Source organism: Georhizobium sp. MAB10 (assembly GCF_045012825.1).
GTDB classification, from domain to species: Bacteria; Pseudomonadota; Alphaproteobacteria; order Rhizobiales; family Rhizobiaceae; genus Georhizobium; species Georhizobium profundi.
Genome location: NZ_CP118314.1, coordinates 1504933 through 1525868, shown reverse-complemented (window position 1 = coordinate 1525868; position 20936 = coordinate 1504933). Strand labels below are relative to the sequence as shown.

At 62.6% G+C, this 20936-nt stretch carries 18 protein-coding genes and 1 pseudogene; 15 read left to right on the top strand and 4 right to left on the bottom strand.

Annotation, left to right across the window (positions count from 1 at the left end; translation table 11 throughout):
• Nucleotides 1-17 precede the first annotated feature (17 nt).
• The 13 genes and pseudogenes from PU133_RS06925 to PU133_RS06865 all read left to right on the top strand — a co-directional run bounded on the left by PU133_RS06925 (nucleotide 18) and on the right by PU133_RS06865 (nucleotide 15882).
• The gene (locus PU133_RS06925) at nucleotides 18-998 is read left to right on the top strand and encodes an aldose epimerase family protein (RefSeq protein WP_404864464.1); all 981 of its coding nucleotides are present in this window, start codon (nucleotides 18-20) and stop codon (nucleotides 996-998) included.
• A 163-nt stretch (nucleotides 999-1161) separates the two neighbouring features.
• On the top strand, nucleotides 1162-2154 hold the full coding sequence (gene araD1, locus PU133_RS06920; RefSeq protein WP_404864042.1) for an AraD1 family protein: 993 nt from the start codon (nucleotides 1162-1164) through the stop codon (nucleotides 2152-2154).
• A 163-nt stretch (nucleotides 2155-2317) separates the two neighbouring features.
• On the top strand, nucleotides 2318-3265 hold the full coding sequence (gene ytfQ, locus PU133_RS06915; RefSeq protein ID WP_126008975.1) for a galactofuranose ABC transporter, galactofuranose-binding protein YtfQ: 948 nt from the start codon (nucleotides 2318-2320) through the stop codon (nucleotides 3263-3265).
• 61 nt (nucleotides 3266-3326) lie between these two features.
• Nucleotides 3327-4829 carry a sugar ABC transporter ATP-binding protein gene (locus PU133_RS06910; RefSeq protein WP_404864041.1) on the top strand — a complete coding sequence of 501 codons (1503 nt, stop codon included), beginning with the start codon at nucleotides 3327-3329 and terminating at the stop codon, nucleotides 4827-4829.
• On the top strand, nucleotides 4829-5851 hold the full coding sequence (locus PU133_RS06905) for an ABC transporter permease (RefSeq protein WP_404864040.1): 1023 nt from the start codon (nucleotides 4829-4831) through the stop codon (nucleotides 5849-5851). Before PU133_RS06910 ends, PU133_RS06905 begins: the two co-directional genes overlap by 1 nt.
• Before the next feature lie 2 nt (nucleotides 5852-5853).
• Entirely contained in the window at nucleotides 5854-6822 is a 969-nt protein-coding gene (yjfF, locus tag PU133_RS06900) for a galactofuranose ABC transporter, permease protein YjfF (RefSeq protein WP_404864463.1), read from the top strand.
• Nucleotides 6819-7673, top strand: a pseudogene (locus PU133_RS06895) (SMP-30/gluconolactonase/LRE family protein). Before yjfF ends, PU133_RS06895 begins: the two are co-directional and overlap by 4 nt.
• 145 nt (nucleotides 7674-7818) lie before the next feature.
• A complete protein-coding gene (gene chvE, locus PU133_RS06890) occupies nucleotides 7819-8886 on the top strand; it encodes a multiple monosaccharide ABC transporter substrate-binding protein (RefSeq protein WP_404864039.1) in 1068 nt (355 codons plus the stop codon).
• Between the two features lie 82 nt (nucleotides 8887-8968).
• The gene (gene mmsA, locus PU133_RS06885) at nucleotides 8969-10498 is read left to right on the top strand and encodes a multiple monosaccharide ABC transporter ATP-binding protein (protein ID WP_404864038.1); all 1530 of its coding nucleotides are present in this window, start codon (nucleotides 8969-8971) and stop codon (nucleotides 10496-10498) included.
• A 3-nt stretch (nucleotides 10499-10501) separates the two neighbouring features.
• Nucleotides 10502-11698 carry a multiple monosaccharide ABC transporter permease gene (gene mmsB / locus PU133_RS06880; RefSeq protein ID WP_404864037.1) on the top strand — a complete coding sequence of 399 codons (1197 nt, stop codon included), beginning with the start codon at nucleotides 10502-10504 and terminating at the stop codon, nucleotides 11696-11698.
• A 3-nt stretch (nucleotides 11699-11701) separates the two neighbouring features.
• Nucleotides 11702-13444 carry an L-arabinonate dehydratase gene (gene araD, locus PU133_RS06875; RefSeq protein ID WP_404864036.1) on the top strand — a complete coding sequence of 581 codons (1743 nt, stop codon included), beginning with the start codon at nucleotides 11702-11704 and terminating at the stop codon, nucleotides 13442-13444.
• Nucleotides 13431-14357, top strand: a complete 927-nt coding sequence (locus PU133_RS06870) for a Gfo/Idh/MocA family protein (RefSeq protein ID WP_404864035.1) — start codon at nucleotides 13431-13433, stop codon at nucleotides 14355-14357. Before araD ends, PU133_RS06870 begins: the two co-directional genes overlap by 14 nt.
• Nucleotides 14358-14364: 7 nt before the next feature.
• Nucleotides 14365-15882: an aldehyde dehydrogenase (NADP(+)) gene (locus tag PU133_RS06865; RefSeq protein WP_404864034.1), complete on the top strand. Its 1518-nt coding sequence runs from the start codon at nucleotides 14365-14367 to the stop codon at nucleotides 15880-15882.
• A gap of 25 nt (nucleotides 15883-15907) precedes the next feature.
• Here PU133_RS06865 and PU133_RS06860 read toward each other — a convergent pair whose 3' ends face one another.
• From PU133_RS06860 to dctP, 4 genes are all read right to left on the bottom strand, one after another.
• A complete protein-coding gene (locus tag PU133_RS06860) occupies nucleotides 15908-16345 on the bottom strand; it encodes a type II 3-dehydroquinate dehydratase (RefSeq protein WP_404864033.1) in 438 nt (145 codons plus the stop codon).
• A 17-nt stretch (nucleotides 16346-16362) separates the two neighbouring features.
• The gene (locus PU133_RS06855; RefSeq protein WP_404864032.1) at nucleotides 16363-17664 is read right to left on the bottom strand and encodes a TRAP transporter large permease; all 1302 of its coding nucleotides are present in this window, start codon (nucleotides 17662-17664) and stop codon (nucleotides 16363-16365) included.
• Nucleotides 17661-18173 carry a TRAP transporter small permease gene (locus PU133_RS06850; RefSeq protein ID WP_404864031.1) on the bottom strand — a complete coding sequence of 171 codons (513 nt, stop codon included), beginning with the start codon at nucleotides 18171-18173 and terminating at the stop codon, nucleotides 17661-17663. The genes PU133_RS06855 and PU133_RS06850 overlap by 4 nt, the downstream gene beginning before the upstream one ends.
• Before the next feature lie 71 nt (nucleotides 18174-18244).
• Nucleotides 18245-19234 carry a TRAP transporter substrate-binding protein DctP gene (dctP, locus tag PU133_RS06845; RefSeq protein WP_404864030.1) on the bottom strand — a complete coding sequence of 330 codons (990 nt, stop codon included), beginning with the start codon at nucleotides 19232-19234 and terminating at the stop codon, nucleotides 18245-18247.
• Between the two features lie 209 nt (nucleotides 19235-19443).
• On the opposite strand from dctP, the gene PU133_RS06840 reads away from it, so the two are divergent.
• The gene (locus tag PU133_RS06840; RefSeq protein WP_245451466.1) at nucleotides 19444-20127 is read left to right on the top strand and encodes a GntR family transcriptional regulator; all 684 of its coding nucleotides are present in this window, start codon (nucleotides 19444-19446) and stop codon (nucleotides 20125-20127) included.
• A gap of 64 nt (nucleotides 20128-20191) precedes the next feature.
• Nucleotides 20192-20866 carry a GntR family transcriptional regulator gene (locus PU133_RS06835; RefSeq protein WP_404864029.1) on the top strand — a complete coding sequence of 225 codons (675 nt, stop codon included), beginning with the start codon at nucleotides 20192-20194 and terminating at the stop codon, nucleotides 20864-20866.
• The last annotated feature ends 70 nt before the right edge of the window (nucleotides 20867-20936 follow it).

Here is a 20936-nt window from a genome sequence, read left to right as displayed (position 1 = left end):
GAGGGGATGGTTTGGCTGTGTTCGGAACGATGCCCGATGGGCAGGAGGTCGTCGGGGTTCACCTTCAGGCGGGAGACCTGAGCGCTCGCATCTTGACCCACGGGGCACGGCTTCAATCGCTGAATTTGATCGGCCTCGACCATTCGCTGGTCATCGGTGCCCCGACGCTTGAGCCCTATCTCGGGCCCATGGCCTATTACGGGGCGATGGTCGGTCGCTTCGCCAACCGCATCGGCAACGCCCGGTTCTCCATCGACGGGACGACCTACCAGACGACCCCGAATTTCCTCGACCGCCACACACTCCACGGCGGGAGCCTCGGGCTTCACGGCCGCATTTGGGACATCGTTGACCAAAGCGATCAGCACGTCACCTTGACGATCGACCTGCCCGACGGCGACGAAGGGTTTCCGGGTCACATGCACATTGAGACCCGCTATGAGATCGAGGCGGCCTCCTCGCTCCGGATCACGACAACGGCGACGACAGACCGCGCCACACCCTGCAGCATCGCCAATCATGCCTTTTTCCGTCTGGGAGATGGAGACATCCGGCAACAGATGCTGACGATCAACGCCGCGCATTATCTCCCAGTCGACGACGAGCTTATCCCGACCGGCGACATTGCCTCGATCGGCGGCACCGCCTTTGACTTCCGGCAACCGCGCCGGATCGGCGCGCATCGCTACGACCACAATTTCTGTCTTCGAGCTGGCCGTGGGCCACTGCGGTTGGCCGCAATCCTGGAAGCGCCCGATGGAGGCATCGCGCTTCATGTCTCGACGACCGAACCCGGTCTGCAGTTTTATGATGGCGAGAACACGCAATTTGCTGTCGACGAAGCTGAGCGCAGCCTTCCTGCATTTGCAGGCCTCGCCCTGGAAGCTCAAGCCTGGCCCGATGCACCGAACCGTCCGAATTTTCCGGACGCGGTTCTGCGGCCAGGAGAAGTCTACAGAAGCGAAACGCTATTTGAAATTCGGCGATCGACGCCTTGATATGGCCGGAGTGGTATAGCTGCGGCAAATATTGGAATTTGTACCGCATATCAGCCGATGTTACCCACGGGCTCACAAGATCAGGTCTGCGGGGGGAGACTGCGGACCAAACTTCTTCGCACCCGCCGCGGCGGGCGCGGAGAGGCATTGGAGGAGGTCCGAATTGCTGCTCTCACAGTACCGTCGCGAGGATGGAAAGGCTCAGATCGTTGCTCGCGAGGGCACGGAAGCCTACGACGTCGCGACCGATGCATCGCTTTACGAACTGGCCTTAGCCTGCGCGAACGATGGCGCCGATCTCAGATCGTCGATCCTTAATCTTGGCCTGCGCAAAGCCGTGGACCTGGCATCGCTCTGCGCCGATGGCCGGCTCCTGCCGCCCGTCCTGCATCCGGATCCGAGCCACCTGCACCTGACAGGAACCGGGCTGACCCATCTGGGATCGGCATCGACACGCGCGGCCATGCACGAGAAAGCTAGCGATAATGAGACCGATTCCATGCGGATGTTCCGCATGGGTCTCGAAGGCGGCAAGCCCTTGAACGGCGCACCGGGCGTGCAGCCGGAATGGTTTTACAAAGGCAATGGCGACGCGCTGGTCGCGCCTTGCGGCGCGCTTGCATGCCCTGCCTATGCCGAGGACGGTGGCGAAGAGCCCGAAATTGCCGGCATCTATGTCATCGGCAACGATGGGGAGCCCTATCGTGTCGGCTTCGCGCTCGCCAATGAGTTTTCCGACCACATCATGGAGAAGCGGAACTACCTCTATCTCGCGCACTCCAAGCTGCGCCAGGCGGCGGTCGGGCCGGAACTGCTCGTCGGCCCCTTGCCGGACAGCATCGAAGGGACGAGCCGTATCCGGCGTGGCCACGAGGTCGTCTTTGAAAAGCCTTTCCTTTCGGGTGAGGCGAACATGTCCCATTCGATCGCCAATCTGGAGCATCATCACTTCAAATACGGCATCTTCCGCCGGCCGGGTGACGTCCACGTCCACATGTTCGGCACGGCGACGCTGTCCTTTGCCGAAGGGTTCGCGGCGCAGAATGGCGACGTTTTCGAAATCGAGGCTGCCGCCTTCGGTTTGCCCCTGACCAATCGGCTGGAGATCGTCATGAAGCCTGACAGGGAAAAGCGCCAGGCCGTGCGCATGCTTTGAAATTGGAGGCTTTGACGCGCAATTGGTTGCGCTGTCGACGTCGGAAAGAGACACGATCCGGCCAAGCTGCCGGTTCGCAAGCGCGAGGGGGCCGGCGCGGACGGGTCCGAGGAGGAACATGGCTGGGCGCGATAGCCCCACCCGTGGACAGTGGAGGAAAACCATGACCAGAGTACTTCTTGCCGGGGCGGCCTTGCTCGCTCTATCGGCAGCAGCATCAGCACAGACAGTCGGCTTCTCGCAGATCGGATCGGAATCCGGCTGGCGCGCCGCCGAAACGACGCTCACGCGGCAGCAGGCCGAAGAGCGCGGCTATACGCTTCAGTTCTCCGACGCACAGCAGCGCCAGGAAAACCAGATCGCAGCCTTGCGGTCGTTCATCGCGCAGGGCGTCGATGCCATTCTCATCGCGCCCGTTGTCGCGACGGGATGGGACAGCGTGCTTCAGGAAGCACAGGAGGCCGAAATCCCGGTCGTGCTTCTTGACCGCCAGGTCGATTCCTCGGACGATCTCTATCTGACAGCCGTCGGTTCGGATCTCGTCCACGAAGGCGAAGTCGCCGGCGAATGGCTCCTCGGCGAAGTCGGCGAGGAGGAGTGCCGGGTGGTCGAATTACAGGGAACCACGGGTTCGTCGCCGGCAATCGACCGGGCACAGGGCTTCCGCAATGCCATCGAAGGCCATGCCAATGTCGAGATCGTGCGCAGCCAGACCGGCGACTTCACGCGCGCCGGCGGCAAGAGCGTAATGGAAAGCTTCCTGCAGGCCGAAGGCGGTGGCGAAAACATCTGCGCGCTTTACGCCCACAATGACGACATGGCGATCGGCGCCATTCAGGCGATCAAGGAAGCCGGGCTTGCACCTGGCGAAGACATCAAGATCGTCTCCATCGACGCCGTTCCGGACATCTTCCAGGCCATGGCTGCAGGCGAGGCGAATGCAACGGTGGAATTGACGCCGAACATGGCTGGCCCTGCCTTCGACGCGCTGGAAGCCTATTGGGCGGATGGCACCGAGCCGGAGAAGTTCATCCAGACGGAATCGCGCCTCTACACCCAGGCAGACGATCCGGCAGCCGAATATGAGGCTCGCAAGGATCTCGGTTACTAAGAGATCCTGCCAACCAGAACCGGGGCAGCGATTGCCCCGGTTTCCTTGCGGGAAAGAACCGATGCTCCTGTCGATCACATCGCTGTCGAAAAGCTTCGTCGGCACCAAGGCGCTTCAGGGCGTCGATTTCGAGCTTGCCGCCGGCGAAGTGCACGCACTGCTCGGCGAAAACGGCGCAGGAAAATCCACGCTGATCAAATGCCTGACGGGCGCCTACAAGCGCGACGCCGGCGAGATCCGTCTGGACGGTGTTTCGATCGATCCATCCTCAACGGCAGAAGCGCAGGCGCTCGGCATCGGCACCGTCTATCAGGAGGTGAACCTCCTGCCCAATCTCACCGTCGCACAGAACCTGACCTTTGGTCGCGAGCCGCGCCGTTTTGGCCTGGTCGACGCACGAGCCCAAAGGGCGCAGGCTCGGGCAATGCTGGAGCCTTACGGGCTCGATATCGATGTCGATCGCGATCTTGGCGCCTATTCGGTCGCCATCCGCCAGATCATCGCCATCGCACGCGCCGTGGCGCTCTCGGGCAAGGTTCTGATCCTGGACGAACCGACCGCCAGCCTCGATGCAGCCGAAGTGCGCATGCTGTTCACCATTGTGCGCAAGCTGCGCGCCGAAGGCCTTGGTATCATCTTCGTCTCGCACTTTCTCGATCAGGTTTTCGCGATCTGCGACCGCGTCACGGTGCTTCGCAACGGCCGCAAGATCGTCACGGAAAGAACGGCCGACCTCGACCGCGTGCGTCTGATTTCCCATATGCTCGGCCGCGACCTGGAAGAAGCGGCGCACGAACACCGCAAGCATGCCGAAGCCAATGACGATCAGCGCGGACCGCTGCTGACATTCGAGGCCATCGGCCGCGCCGGCATGATCGAACCATTCGACCTCGCTGTGGGCAAGGGCGAGGTAATAGGTCTGGCCGGCCTTCTCGGCTCCGGGCGCACCGAAAGCGCGGAGCTTCTTTTCGGTGTTCGCACCAGCGACAGCGGCAGCGCCTCCGACCAGCACGGACGCGTCGCCCATGGCAGCCCGCGCGAGGCGATTGCTGCCGGCTTCGGCTTTGCGCCGGAAGACCGCAAGGTCGATGGCATCATCGCCGAATTGTCCGTGCGCGAAAACATCGTTCTGGCGTTGCAGGCCAAACGCGGCTGGATGTCGAAGATCTCGCGTCAGGAGCAGGATGCGCTTGCCGAACGCTATATCGGCCGCCTCGACATCCGAACATCGAGCGCGGACAAGCCGATCGGAGAATTGTCGGGCGGCAACCAGCAGAAGGTGGTTCTCGCGCGCTGGCTGGCGATGAACCCGCGCTTCCTGATCCTCGACGAACCCACCCGCGGCATCGACGTAGGCGCCCACGCCGAGATCGTTCGGCTCATCCAGGAGATCACGAAGACCGGCATGGCCGTGCTCGTCATCTCGTCCGAACTCGAAGAGCTCGTTGCTGTCTGCGATCGTGTCATCGTCGTGCGTGACAGGCGCCATGTCACGGAACTCGCCGGCGCGGACATCAGCACGGACGCAATCGTCCGCGCGATCGCGAAGCCCGAGGCTGCTTGATGATACGCTCGCTTCAACGCATCACGCCGCAGCTCTTGACGCTGGCTGCCCTCGTCGCGCTTGTGACGCTGTTCTTCCCGAACTTCATTTCCATTTCCTACGATGGCACACGCTTTGTCGGGCCGGTCGTGGATGTGCTCAAGCGATCGGCACCGGTTGCGCTGCTCGCCGTCGGCATGACGCTCGTCATCGCCACGCGCGGGATCGATCTCTCCGTCGGCACCGTCATGGCGATTGCCGGCGCCGTTGCCGCCTATGCGATCACGTCCGGCTTCGGCCTTCCCGCGACATTGGCGCTGGCGCTGCTGGCAGGGTTGGCCGCAGGTTTGTGGAACGGCTGCCTCGTTGCGCTCATCGGCATCCAGCCCATCGTCGCGACGCTGATCCTGATGACGGCCGGGCGCGGCATTGCGCAGTTGATCACCGAAGGCCGTATCCTCACCTTCTCCAACAATGATTTGGCGTTCATCGGCTCGGGCACGGTTTACGGCATTCCGTTCCCCACCATTCTCTGGCTTGCAACGGCGATCCTGGTTGCTGCGCTGATGCGGCGAACCGCGCTTGGACTTCTCATCGAAGCGACGGGCATCAATCGTGCGGCAAGCGCCCTCGCCGGCGTCAACGCCACCGTGATCCTGATCGCCGTCTACATGGCATCGGGCTTCTGCGCGGCGCTGGCAGGCATCGTGGCGACAGCCGACATCCGCGGCGCCGACGCCAACAATGCCGGGCTTTGGCTGGAACTGGACGCGATCCTCGCCGTCGTGATCGGCGGAAATTCGCTGCTCGGCGGACGCTTCTCGATCGCTGGCGCGATGATCGGCGCATTGATCATCCAGACGATCAACACGGGCATCGTGCTTGCCGGCTTTCCGTCGGAATACAATCTCGTCATCAAGGCCGGCCTGGTCCTCGTGATCCTCGTGATGCAGTCGCCGAACCTCTCGGCTGACTGGTTCTATCTGAAGGCGCTGATCAGCGAGCGGCGCACCGCACGCGCAGAGCGGAAGGAAGCGTCATGACCATCAATCCGCGCCTCTATCCCCTGCTCACGACGATCGGCATCTTCATCGTCGGCTATTTTCTCTGCTACCTGCAATTCCCGAACATCCTCTCGACCCGGGTCGTCGGCAATCTGCTGACCGATAACGCCTATCTCGGCATCGTCGCGGTCGGCATGACGATCGTCATCCTCTCGGGCGGCATCGACCTGTCGGTCGGCTCCGTCATCGCATTTTCCGGTGTGTTCATCGCCGTGATGCTGCGCGATACCGATCTGCCGGCGCCGTTGGTCATCGTCATACTGCTGGTCATCACCAGCGCGTTCGGAGCAGCGATGGGGTGGCTGATCCATGCGCTTGCCATGCCGGCCTTCATCGTCACGCTTGCCGGCATGTTCCTGGCGCGCGGCGCCGCCTACATGCTGACGATCGACTCGATCGCCATCACCGACCCCTTCTTCGCTGCCATCCAGAACGCCTACTGGCTGATGCCGGGCAGAGGCCGGTTGACGCTGATCGGCGTCCTGATGGTCGTCGTCGTGCTGGCAGGCGCGCTGCTCGCCCATCGCACGCGGTTTGGCGCGAGTGTCTTCGCCCTCGGTGGCGGCGAACAGACGGCGCGGCTGATGGGTGTCAATGTCGGGCGGACAACCGTGCTGATTTACGCCTTTTCCGGTTTGATGGCCGGCCTGTCGGGCGTGGTCTTCTCCGTCTACACCGGCTCCGGTTATCCGCTCGCCACCGTCGGTACCGAACTCACGGCAATCGCCGCCGTGGTGATCGGGGGAACCATCCTGACAGGCGGCGCCGGATATGTGATCGGCACCCTATTCGGTGTTCTGACGATGGGGCTCATTCAAACCTATCTCGTCTTCGATGGAAGCCTCTCCAGCTGGTGGACCAAGATCGTGATCGGCATGCTGCTCCTGCTCTTCATCCTGCTGCAGAAGGGTCTTCTTCGCCTGACGGCCTTCGGCGCGGCGCGTGCATGAGCGAAGTTCAGGTTCATGACGAGCGCGCATGCATGCTGGGCGAAGGCGCGCTCTGGCATCCCGAGCGCGGTCAGCTTTTTTGGTTCGACATTCTCGCGGGCAAGCTCCTCAGCCGGTCAGCCGACGGCCCTCTCGAATGGAGCTTCGGCGAGTGCGTTTCGGCGGCAGGCTGGGTCGACAGCGACCGGCTGCTGATCGCCAGCGAAACTGGCCTGAGCCTCTTCCATTTTTCGACCGGATCGCGAACGGGGATCGCCGCGGTCGAAGCAGACGATGCATCCACCCGCTCCAACGATGGCCGTGCCGATCCCTTCGGCGGCTTCTGGTTCGGCACGATGGGCAAGAAGGCAGAACAGGGCAGAGGCGCGATCTACCGCTTTTACAAGGGCCGCGTGGAAAAGCTCTTCGACGCCATCACCATTCCGAACGCCATCTGCTTTGCGCCGGATGGACGCCGAGCCTATTACGCGGACACCGCCTCCGGCATGGTCTACGCGGTGACGCTGGACCGTGATGGATGGCCGGCAGGCGAGCCCGAAGTGTTCATCGACCTGGCCTTAGAAGACATTTCGCCAGACGGTGCCGTGACGGATGCGGACAGCTGTCTCTGGAATGCTCAATGAGGCGCATCGCGTGTCGCCTGCTACGCGCCGGACGGATCGCTGAAGCAGGTTGTCCACCTGCCGGCCGCCCACGTTTCGTGCCCCGCATTCGGCGAAGCAGACTTTTCGACCCTCTTCGTGACGAGTGCGCTCGAAAACATTCCGTCCCCTCGTCCCGCCGACGGCTTGACCTACAGTGTCCGCCTCGACGTCCGCGGGCGACCTGAGCCCGCTGTCCTCATCGATTGAGGCGCTGCAGCCGGGCATACCGGGAACGGTATATCATTAGGCTGATACGGAATTTGACCGTCATATCTCTTTTGCCTAACTCTCGGGGTCCGATGAGGAGATCGGATCGAGGCTGGCGGAGTCACGCCGCCAATGGGAGGAACTCATGCGTTATATTTCAGCTGCGATTGCCGCAGCATTGCTTGCAACGACTGCGTTGGCCGTACCAGCTTTCGCGCAGGACAAGGGCTTCGTTGGCATCGCCATGCCGACGCAGTCTTCCGCACGCTGGATTTCCGACGGCAATTCCATGGTCGAGCAGTTCCAGGCTGCCGGCTACGAGACGGACCTGCAATATGCCGAGGACGATATCCCGAACCAGCTCGCTCAGGTCGAAAACATGATCACCAAGGGCGTCAACGTCCTGGTGATCGCGGCGATCGACGGGACGACCCTGTCGAACGCGCTCGCAAACGCGGCCGCTGCGGATATCAAGGTGATCGCCTATGACCGCCTGATCCGCGACAGCGAGAATGTCGACTATTACGCCACCTTCGACAATTTCCAGGTTGGCGTGCAGCAGGCCGAGACGCTTGTGGCAGGGCTGGAAGACCGTTTCGGCGATGTCGAAACCTGGAACGTGGAGCTCTTCGGCGGCTCGCCCGACGACAACAATGCCTATTTCTTCTATGACGGCGCCATGTCCGTGCTCCAGCCGCTGATCGACAGCGGCGATATCGTCGTGAAGTCCGGGCAGACCGGCATGCAGACTGTTGGCACGCTGCGCTGGGACGGCTCGGTCGCCCAGGCCCGCATGGATAATCTTCTGTCGGCCAACTACACCGACGACCAGGTGCATGGGGTGCTTTCGCCCTATGATGGCCTTTCCATCGGCATCCTCTCGTCGCTCAAGGGCGTCGGTTATGGCTCCGGCGACATGGAGATGCCGATCGTGACCGGACAGGACGCCGAAGTCCAATCCGTGAAGTCCATCCTCGCCGGCGAGCAATATTCGACGATCTTCAAGGATACGCGTGAACTCGCCCGCGTCACCGTAGGTATGGTCGACGCGGTACTCTCCGACGGCGAGCCGGAGATCAACGACACGGAAACCTATGACAACGGCGTCAAGATCGTACCGTCCTACCTGCTCGAGCCGGTCCCGGTGACCGAAGCCAACTGGCGTGAGGTGCTGGTCGACAGCGGCTACTACGAAGCATCCGAGATCGAGTGATCCTCCCAAGGACAGCGGGTCCCGGCATCGGCCGGGGCCTGCAGACCGTGGAAGGGCAACCGACGGCGATCTGGAGCGCGCCATGAGCGAAACCATCCTTGAGATGCGCAACATCACCAAGACGTTTCCGGGCGTGCGAGCACTCGACGACGTTTCCTTCTCCGTCAGGCGTGGCGAAATCCACGCGCTTGTCGGTGAAAACGGTGCCGGCAAATCGACGTTGATGAAGGTGCTGTCCGGCGTCTACCCCCATGGCGAATATGAAGGCGACATCGTCTATGAGGGCGAAGTGAAGGCCTTCCGCGGCATCGCCGACTCAGAGCGCGACGGCATCATCATCATCCATCAGGAACTCGCGCTCGTCCCGCTGCTGTCGATTGCGGAAAACATTTTTCTCGGCAACGAATGCGCATCGCGCGGCGTGATCGACTGGCGCGAGACGAACCGGCGGACCGGGGAACTGCTCGCGCGCGTCGGTCTGCGCGAACGGCCCGAAACCAAGGTCATGCATCTCGGTCTCGGCAAGCAGCAGCTGGTCGAAATCGCCAAGGCGCTGTCGCGCGAAGTGCGCCTGCTCATTCTGGATGAGCCCACATCCTCGCTGAACGAACACGACAGCGACGCGCTTCTGGAGCTTCTCATCGAATTTCGCCGCCGCGGGATTTCCTCCATCCTCATTTCACACAAGCTGAACGAGGTCTCGAAGGTCGCCGATACCATCACGATCCTGCGCGACGGCATGGCAGTGACGTCGCTCGACTGTTCCAAAGGTCCGGTGCCGGAGGATCGCGTCATCCGCGACATGGTCGGACGCTCGTTGTCCGACCGATATCCATCGCGGGATCCGAAGATCGGCCCGACGATCCTCGAAGTGCGCGACTGGACCGTACGCCATCCGATCGACACCAGCCGGCTCGTGGTCGACAAGGTCAACTTCACGCTGCGCGAAGGCGAAGTGCTCGGCATCGCAGGGCTGATGGGAGCGGGCCGGACCGAGCTTGCCATGAACATGTTTGGCCGTTCCTACGGCACCTATGTCAGCGGCGAGGCGCTGATCCGCGGCAAGACCGTCGATCTGTCGAGCGTGCCGGCTGCGATCGATGCGGGCCTCGCCTATGCCACCGAGGACCGCAAGACGTTCGGTCTGGTGTTGGACCAGACAATCCGCCGCAATGTGCCGCTTGCCAATCTCGATGGCATCGCCAGCAAAGGCGTCGTCGATCGACACCGCGAGGCGCATGTCGCGGAAGACTATCGCAATCGCGTCCGCATCAAGAGCTCGTCGATCGAGCAGGCAACGGTCAATCTGTCCGGTGGCAACCAGCAGAAGGTGGTTCTGTCGAAATGGCTGTTTGCCGATCCGGACATTCTCATTCTCGATGAACCCACCCGCGGCATCGATGTCGGCGCCAAGTTCGAGATCTACACGATCATCCGCGACCTCGCCGCATCGGGGAAATCGATCATCGTCATCTCGTCGGAGATGCCCGAACTGCTCGGCATTACCGACCGTCTCTACGTCATGAACAAGGGCCGGTTTGTCGGTGAATTGCCGACGGCGCAAGCCAGCCAGGAGAAGATCATGTCCATCATCATCAAGGCGGGCGGCTGACCCATGGACCAGACCGTAACCGCAGAACCGACGCCCGTCCGCGCCTCTGGCGTCAGCTTCTTCCGCGCCAACATGCGCGAATATGGCATCCTGATCGCGCTGGTCGTGATCATGGCCTTCTTCCAGTTCGCAACGGGCGGCATCCTGCTTCGACCGGTCAACCTGACCAATCTTATCTTGCAGAACAGCTACATCGTCATCATGGCGGTCGGCATGTTGCTGGTGATCGTGTCAGGCCATATCGACCTTTCGGTCGGATCGGTGCTCGGCTTCGTCGGCGCGCTCGCTGCGGTCATGATCGTCCAGTGGGACATGAACTACGTGTTGGCGTCCATCCTGTGTCTTGGCGTCGGCGCCGCGATCGGTGCCGCGCAGGGCTTCTGGATCGCCTATTTCCGGATTCCCTCTTTCATCGTCACCCTTGCGGGCATGCTGGTCTTTAAGGGCCTTACACTCTGGCTGCTCGCCGGCCAGTCCGTGGGCCCCTTCCCGCCCACCTTTCAGCTGATGTCGTCGGGCTTCCTGCCGGATATTTTCGGCGGCGACGGCATCAACATCCTGTCGCTCGTCATGGGCCTGTGTGTCGCAGCGCTTCTGCTCTATCTCGCGATGCGCACCCGCAGCCAGGAGATCAAGCGCGGGCTGCCCACCGAACCGCCGGCGCTGTTTACCGTGAAGAACGCGCTCATCGCACTGGCGATCGCCTATATGAGCTATCTCATGGCGTCGTTCCGCGGCTTGCCGAACGTCTTCATCATCATGGCGCTTCTCATCGCCGTCTATTCCTTCGTCGCCAACCGCACGACGGTCGGCCGCCGCATCTATGCGATCGGCGGCAACGAGAAGGCCGCGAAGTTGTCCGGCATCCGTACCGAGCGGCTCGTGTTCCTCACCTTCGCCAACATGGGCATGCTGGCAGCACTGGCCGGCCTCGTCTTCGCCGCCCGGCTTAACACGGCCACGCCGAAAGCCGGCCTGGGCTTCGAGCTCGACGTCATCGCTGCCGTGTTCATCGGTGGCGCGTCGATGTCGGGCGGCGTTGGCACGATCGTCGGTGCCGTCATTGGCGCCTTCATCATGGGCGTGATGAACAACGGCATGTCGATCCTCGGAATCGGCATCGACTACCAGCAGGTCATCAAGGGCCTGGTGCTGCTCGCTGCCGTCATCTTCGACGTTTACAACAAGAACAAGGCCTGACCGATGACCTTCAAGAAGGCTGAGTGGCCGCGCAAACTGCGATCGACCGAATGGTTCGGTGGCACAAGCCGCGACCACATCTACCACCGCTCCTGGATGAAGAACCAGGGATTGCCGGCCGACCTGTTCGACGGGCGCCCCGTCATCGGCATCTGCAACACCTGGTCGGAGCTCACGCCGTGCAACGCGCACTTGCGCGATCTCGCCCAGCGGGTGAAGCACGGTGTCTACGAGGCCGGCGGCCTGCCGGTCGAGTTCCCGGTGTTTTCGCCCGGTGAAAGCACGCTGCGCCCCACGGCGATGATGTACCGCAACCTCTGCGCCATGGATGTCGAGGAAGCGTTGCGCGCCAACCCCATCGACGGCGTCGTTCTGCTCGTCGGTTGCGACAAGACCACTCCGGCGCTGCTGATGGGGGCCGCCAGCGTCGACATCCCGGCCATCGCCGTCTCGGGTGGCCCGATGCTGAACGGATGGTTCCGTGGCGAGCGAGTCGGATCCGGCACAGCGCTCTGGCAGATGAGCGAGGCCATCAAGGCCGGCACCATGATCAGCGACGAGTTCCTGGAGGCGGAACAGTCCATGTCGCGCAGCCCCGGCTCGTGCAATACCATGGGCACGGCATCCACAATGGCCTCCATGGCGGAAGCGCTCGGCATGGCGCTTTCCGGCAATGCCGCGATCCCGGCCGTCGATTCCCGCCGCCGCGTGATGGCGCATCTAAGCGGCCGCCGCATCGTCGACATGGTCAAGGACGACCTCAAGCCATCCGACATCATGACGCGCGAAGCCTTCGAGAACGCCATCCGCACCAATGGCGCGATCGGCGGATCCACGAATGCCGTCATTCATCTTCTGGCGATCGCGGGACGCGTTGGCATCGATCTGACGCTCGACGATTGGGACCGGCTCGGCCGCGATGTTCCGACGATCGTCAATCTCATGCCGTCCGGAAAATACCTGATGGAGGAGTTCTTCTACGCGGGAGGATTGCCGGTGGTGATCAAGCGGCTCGGCGAAGCCGGCCTGCTTCACCGCGATGCGATCACCGTTTCCGGCTCCGGCGTCTGGGACGAGGTGAAGGATGCGCGCAACTGGAACGAGGACGTGATCCTGCCCGTCGAGCACGCGCTGACGCCCCATGGCGGTATTGCCGTGCTCAAAGGCAACCTTGCGCCCAATGGAGCCGTGCTCAAGCCATCGGCGGCAAGCCCGGAACTTCTGCAGCATCGCGGCCGTGCCGTGGTGTTCGAGGACATCGACGACTATAAGGCGAGGATCAACGACGAGAACCTCGACATCGACGCGTCCTGCATCATGGTCATGAAGAATTGCGGACCGCGCGGTTATCCCGGCATGGCCGAAGTCGGCAATATGGGCCTGCCGCCGAAGGTGCTGCGCACGGGCGTTCGAGACATGGTGCGCATTTCGGATGCGCGCATGTCGGGCACCGCCTATGGGACGGTCGTGCTGCACACGACGCCGGAAGCGGCGGTCGGCGGGCCGCTCGCGATCGTGCGCACCGGCGACATGATCGAGCTCGATGTCCCGGGTCGCCGTCTGCACCTGGATGTTTCCGACGCGGAAATCGAAGCGCGTCTGGCCGCGTGGACACCGCCGGTCGAGAAGCCGACGGGTGGTTATGCGCGCCTCTTCCATGACCATGTGCAAGGCGCCGATACCGGAGCCGACTTCGATTTCCTCAAGGGCCATCGCGGCAAGGATGTCGGACGTGACAGTCACTAAGATCGCCATCGTCGGTGTCGGCAAGATCGCGCAGGACCAGCACGTTCCGTCCATCAAGGGCAACGAGGCTTTCGAGCTTGCGGCAACTGTCAGCAGCCGCGACGGCCTGCCCGGCATCGAGAACCACGCCCAGCTGACCGATCTTCTGGACAAGCGACCCGACATCCCCGCGGTCGCGCTCTGCATGCCGCCGCAGATGCGCTACGAGGCGGCGAGGCTCGCCATCGAAGCTGGCCGGCATGTCCTGCTGGAAAAGCCGCCGGGCGCGACCATTGCCGAAGTTCAGGACCTCGTCGAACGAGCGCGTGCAAAGAACGTCAGCCTGTTCGCGACGTGGCACTCCCGCTTCGCGGCGGGCGTTCCCGCTGCCCGCGCCTGGCTCGCCGAGCGCATGGTCCGGCATGTGCGCATCACCTGGAAGGAAGACGTGCGGCGCTGGCATCCCGGCCAGGCCTGGATCTGGGAACCGGGCGGCCTTGGCGTGTTCGATCCCGGCATCAACGCCCTGTCAATCCTCACCGAAATCCTCCCCGAACCGGTCCACCTCGTCCAATCGACGCTCGAAGTGCCGGACGGACGCCAAGCCCCCATTGCCGCATCGCTGCGGTTCCGGGGCCCCGCCGGACTGACGGTCGAGGCCGATTTCGACTGGCGCCAGACCGGTCCGCAAACCTGGGACATCGAAATCGGCACCGACACGGGCTCCCTCAGCCTATCCAAGGGCGGAGCGGAGTTGACGATCGGCGGGCGGCGCGAGATGACGGAAGCCGATGTCGAATATGCCGGCATCTACCGCCGCTTCGCCGAACTGATCGACGCAAGTGAGATTGATGTGGATCTCGCCCCGCTCGTTCATGTTGCCGATGCCTTCATGCTCGGCCGTAAGATCACGGTCGAACCCTTCGAGGAATGAGATTTCCATGACCGATCCCATCACACTCCACGGCCGCCATCTGATCGAAGGGGCGTGGATCGAGGGCTCAGACTTTTTCACGGCCGACCGCACCGATGGCGTGGAGACCAGGTTCGCACGCGGCAGCGCCGCCGATATCGACCGTGCCGTCCAGGCGGCAGCGGCGGCATTCCTGCTTTACAGCCGGTCCAGCCGCGAAAGCCGGGCTCAATTTCTCGAAGCAATCGCCGATGCCATCGAAGAGCGCGGCGCGGCAATCACCGCCGTCGCCATGGCCGAGACCGGACTTCCGGCCGCACGCCTCGAAGGCGAGCGCGGCCGTACGACCGGCCAGCTGCGGCTCTTCGCGAAGCATATCCGTGACGGCGCCTATCTCGACCGACGCCATGACGCGGCCGACCCAGAGCGCAAGCCGCTGCCGCGCCCGGAGATCCGCCTGGTCCAGCGGCCGATCGGTCCGGTCGGTGTGTTTGGTGCATCCAATTTTCCGCTGGCCTTTTCGACGGCCGGCGGTGACACAGCCTCGGCGCTCGCCGCCGGTTGCCCCGTCGTGGTCAAGGGCCACCAGGCGCACCCCGGGACGTCCGAAATCGTTGCCGCCGCGATCCTCGCAGCGATCCGCGCGACGGACCAGCACCCCGGCGTCTTCGCGCTGGTGCAGTCCGATACAAACGAGGCAGGCGCGGCGCTGGTCCAGCATCCGCTCATCAAGGCGATCGGGTTCACCGGGTCGCTGCGTGGTGGGCGCGCGCTCTTCGATCTGGCGGTCAGCCGGCCGGAACCCATTCCCTTCTTCGGCGAATTGGGCTCGGTCAATCCGGTCTTCGTGCTCGCGCACGCGGCCGAGACCCGTGGAGCCGAAATCGCGCGCAATTGGGCGGCATCGCTCACGATGGGTGCCGGCCAGTTCTGCACCAATCCTGGCGTCCTGATCGTTCCGGAAGCGAGCGCCGACCTCATCGAGACTGAGGCGGCCAATCAGCTTCGTCAGGTGCCTCAGCAGACCATGCTCTCGGCCGGAATCGCGCAGGCTTTCGGGCGAAATGCCGCAAAGCTCGCCGCCGGCAACGCCGTCCGCACCATCTGCGCGCCGGAAGCCACCGGACGCACGGCCACCGCCGGCCTCTTTGCGACCGACGCCGACACGTTCATCTCGAACCCGGAACTGGCGGAAGAAGTGTTCGGTCCCGCGGGCATCGTGGTGCGGGCCCGCAGCGAAGATCACCTGCTGACCATAGCTGATGCACTCGAAGGCCAGCTCACCGTTACGCTGCAGCTGGATGACGCTGATACCGACACGGCCCAGCGGCTGATGCCGATCCTGGAACAGAAGGCCGGGCGCATCCTTGCGAACGGTTTTCCGACAGGCGTCGAGGTGGTGGATGCCATGATGCATGGCGGCCCCTACCCTGCCAGCACCAACGTCGCCGCCACATCCGTCGGAACGCTCGCCATCCGCCGCTTTCTGCGCCCGGTCGCCTACCAGAACCTGCCTGAGGCGCTTCTTCCGGCCGACATGCTCTAAGCTTTCGTCGGCGCCTGGCGGAAGGTCAGGCGTCGACGAGATCACCCATGGCCCGCACAGCCGTGCGGTAACCCTTCGGGCCAAGCCCCGCGATGACGGCGGTCGCGACCTTCGACATCAGCGAGTTGTGGTAGACCGCTTCGCGGCGATGGATGTTGGAGATGTGGAGCTCGATGATCGGGCCCGAAAACATCTTCAACGCGTCCATGATCGGCACCGACGTGAAGGTCAGCCCAGCCGGATTGATGATGATGCCTGCGGCCGGCCGGTCGATCGCCTCATGAATCCAGTCGACCAGCTCATACTCCCGGTTCGACTGGTGGAACACGATCTCCGTTTCACCCGCGGCCTCTCGGCACATGGCCTCGACCTCGGCGAGCGTCGTGTGCCCATAGATCTCAGGCTCTCGCTTGCCGAGCCGGTTCAGGTTCGGACCGTTCAGGACATAGATCGGATGGGGCATGGGTACGAATTCCAAGATTAGCCGGAGTAGCCGAACAGGCGCGGCACGAAGAGCACGACCGACGGGATGAAGGTGATGATCGCCAGCGCGACGAACATGCCCATCAGGAACGGCATCGTGTCACGCACGATATCGCGCAGCGGCGCGCCCGAGACACGGGCAACGACGAAGAGCAGCAGACCATAGGGCGGCGTGATCAGGCCGAGCATCACGTTGAACACCACCACGATCCCGAAATGTACCATGTCGATGCCAAGCGCCTGCGCCGTCGGCACGAGCACCGGCACGATCACGAGGATGATCGTCGTTCCTTCCAGCAAGCAACCGAGCAGCAGAAGCACGAGGTTGACGAGCAGCAGAAATGTCAGCGGCGTGAGTTCGAAGCTCAAAAGAAAAGCGCTGAGCGATGCCGGAATGTTCTCGACCGTTACCACATAGTTGAAGACCATCGCACCGGCGATCAGCATGCCGACGGACGCCGTCATGCGGCCGGCTGAAAGCAGCGAGGCGAAGAACTCGCGCAAACCGACGTCACGGTGAATAATGGCGGAGACGACCAGCGCGTAGCCGGCAGCGACGGCCGCTGCTTCCGTCGGTGTCATCACGCCGCCGCGCAGGCCGACGAGAAGCACAACGGGCAGCATCAGTGCCGGCAGCGCGCGCATGGTGATCCCAGGCAGCTTTCGCACAGGCACCGGCGCTTCCGTCGGGAAGTTCTGGCGGCGCGCGCTCCAGGCGACAATCACCATCTGGCTCAGCGCGATGAGCAAGCCGGGCAGGATACCGGCCAGAAACAGGAAGCCGATGGAGGCGTTGGATACCAGCGAGTAGATGACGAGCGGAATTGACGGCGGCAGGATCGGCGCCATGACGGCCGACACGGCGGTCAGCGATGCCGCGAAGCTCGGCGTGTACTTGTTGTTTTCCGTCATCATCTTCTGCATCATCTTGCCCATGCCGGCGGCATCGGCGATTGCCGAGCCGGACATGCCAGCGAAAATGAGGCTCTGCAGGATGTTGACCTGCGCCAACCCTCCACGGAAGCGCCCGACGAGCGCATTACAGAAATTCAGAAGCCGGATCGTCATCGAGCCGGAGTTCATCAGCTCGGCGGCGAGGATGAACAGCGGCACGGCAAGCATCGTGTAGCTGGTGAACATGCTGTTCAGCAGCTGCTCGGCAGCCGTGCCCATGTCGAGGCCGGCGGCGTAGAGATAGAGGATCGAGGCGCCGATCATCGCATGGCCGATCGGCAGGCCGAGGAGGCTCATCGCGACCAGCGTGACGATGCACAGCGTGAAAGGATCGGAAAGGCTCATAGGCCCGAACTCGCTTCTGTAGGGTCGGCGTCACGGGTCTCGCCACCACGGATGGCGCGCCAGACGAGATAGGCGTAACGGCAGATCACCGCGACGGCGAAGAACACGTAGATCGAGAAGAGCCAGTCGAAGCGGATTTTCAGGTAAGCCGTGGACTGCACCTTCATGAAGGTGACGTAATCCACGACCGCCGGCAGCGAAAAGACATAGAGCCCGATCAGCCAAGCACCGCCGACGATCAGCATGATGCGACGTGCGGCTGGAGGCACCATCCAGAACAGGAGGTCGAACCGGATCTCTTCGTCTTCGCGAATGACGAAGGCCGCGCCCCAGAGAACCATCCACAGCCACATGATGACGGACAGTTCGGACGTCCAGCCCGTCGGGAAATTGAGGAAGTATCGAAAGACGATCTGCGTAATGAACGCGACGAACATCACGCCCATCATGATGGCGAGAATGTTCTCCGCGCGCCGGTTAAGCCAGCGCAACACGGGCATGAGACGCATCGTGACCTCCTCGACGGTTGCAAGCCAATCAGCCGCGGCTCCGCGGGGAGCCACGGCTGTTCGCTATCGCATTACATGCCGTTGATGGTCTCGACCATGCCCTCGGGCCAGCTCTCGGCGAGGCTCGATTCCAGGTAGAGGTTCTGGGCATACTCGCGGAAGGCATCGAGATTGGGCTCGTAAACCTCAAGACCCTGCTCCTTGAAGTAGGCGGCGAGTTCCTCTTCCTGCTTCACGTGCTCGGCCTGGCTCCAGTCGATCGCGTTGTCGGCGGCCGTCTGCAGCGTTTCCTGCTGCTCGGGCGTCAGTCCGTTCCAGGCATCCAGCGAGATCGTCAGAAGGTCGAAGCCGACGAGATGCGACGTCAGCACGATCTGCGACATCACTTCGTAAAACTTCATGTTCTGGACGTTCGGCAACGGATTGTCCTGGCCGTCGATCGCGCCGGTCTGCAGGCCGGTGTAGACTTCGGCATAGGCCATCGGCGTCGGGTTTGCGCCAAGCGCCTGCCCGAGGAACTGCCAGGCGTCACCACCCGGCATGCGCAGGTTCACGCCCTGCAGATCTTCAGGTGTCTCGATGCGTCCTTCGGTGCGAAGACCGACATGGCGGGCACCGAAATAGGTGGGGCCGAGGATCTTCACCGAAAGCTGGTCCTCGACCATCTGCTTCATCTCTTCACCAGCCTCGCTGTTGAAGAAGGTGCGCAGGTGATCGGCGTCGCGGAAGAGATATGCCGACGTCAGGATAGACCAGGCCGGGATCTGGTTGGAGATATCCTGCGGGGCGATGTTGCCCATCTCCAGATTGCCACGCTGAAGCGCGACCAGTTCTGTGCCCTGCTTGAAGAGGTTGCCGCCGTAATAGCCCTGGAACTGGAATTCGTCGCCGAGCTCCTCGGTGAAGCGCTCCATCATGCGCGCTCGGATGTCCTGATCCGAGAAGACAGCCGAGAACCGCAGCTCGACAGGCTCTTGGGCAATCGCCGGAACGCTGACGGCAGCCGACAGGATGAGCGCGCCAGCGGCGAGGATGGAGCGGCGTGAAAACTTCGAAAACATGAGGGTCCTCCCTTTGAATTTCTTGCCCGCCCATGGCCTCCAGCCGGCGGATACCGCTTTTCATGCCACTCGACAAAGCGCATTTCAATAGGCGTCGTGGATTTCGTATGAGATTATTGATTATATCTGGTCACGGCAGATGCGCTCGGCGAGCTTGCCTGGAGCCATCAGGTCGGGCAGAGGAACAGGGTGCTGAGGAGGATTTGCGCTTGAGCGGCGACATCCATTCACCGGAGACTGCGGGCGACGCAACCTATCGCCGCATTCGAACCGACATTATTTTCGGCCATCTGGGTCCGGGCGAACGCCTGCGGCTGGAGCGGCTTCGCACGCGCTATGCCACAAGCGTAAGCACGCTGCGAGAGGTCCTCTACCGCCTGTCTTCCGAGGGCCTGGTGACCGCCGAAGGTCAACGCGGCTTCGAGGTCGCGCCGATTTCGGCGGCTAATTTCCGGGAAGTCGCGGCCATGCGGGGCCTGCTCGAAGGCCATGCGCTGCAGGAATCGTTTGCGGCCGGCGACATCGAGTGGGAGGGCCGAGTCGTCGCCGCCCATCACAAGTTGGCACGGCTGGAAACGCTCATTCTTGCAGGCGATCTGGAACAGACATCGGCATGGAAGCACTACGACCGCGAATTTCATCACGCGCTGATTTCGGCCTGCGGATCCCGCGCGCTCATGGATACGCACAGCGTCATCTTCGACCAGTTCCTGCGCTACCAGATTCTGGCCGTGCGTTTTCGCGGCGAGATCGCGGTCGGTGAACACCGGACACTGCTGGACTGCGCGCTCGTGCGCGACGCCGACACCGCTCTCCGCACGCTCGACCGACACATCCACGCCTGCGTCGATTACACCGTTGAGCAAGGGCTCTTTCCATTGGCAGCCCAGTGAGACCAGTTGAATTGCACACCGTGCTCGGGCAGCTTCGGTGGAAATCTGCGGCAGAGAGTGAAAGATGACCGAGCCGGTTATTCATACTGAAACGATCGGGGACAATGCCTATCGCCGCATCCGCGCCGATATCATCTTCGGCCGCATCGCACCCAGCCAGAAGCTGAAGCTTGACAAGTTGAAGGATGTCTACGGCGCAAGCATCAGCACCTTGCGCGAGATTCTCAGCCGGTTGACCTCGGAAGGGCTGGTCGTTGCCGAAGGTCAGCGTGGCTTCGAGGCCGCCCCCGTGTCGGTGGAAAACCTGCGCGAGGTTGCAGCGCTGCGCCAGCTTCTGGAAGGTTTCGCGCTCGAACAGTCCTTTGCGGCGGGCGATGTGGAATGGGAAGGCCGCGTCGTTGCTGCTCACCACAAGCTCGCGGCGCTGGAGCAGCGCATGCGCGATGGCGACATGAGCCAGACGGAGATGTGGAAGCGCTATGACTGGGAGTTTCACCAGGCGCTCATTTCGGCCTGCGGCTCCAAGGTGCTGATGGATACCCATGCCGCCATCTTCGACAAATATCTGCGTTACCAGATGATCGCGCTGTCGTTTCGAGGCGACATCGCGGCGCGCGAGCACCGCGTGATGCTGGAAGCGGCGCTCGATCGCGATGCTCCTACGGCGAAATCGATGCTGGAAAAGCACGTGGGCGGCGGTGTCGAACATGCCTTGGCCACAGGAACCATCAAGACCTGATACAGAACCTGATCAGCCCAGGATCATTCAAAGTTGAAAATATCTGATGAAATGGATTATGTCTGTTGTC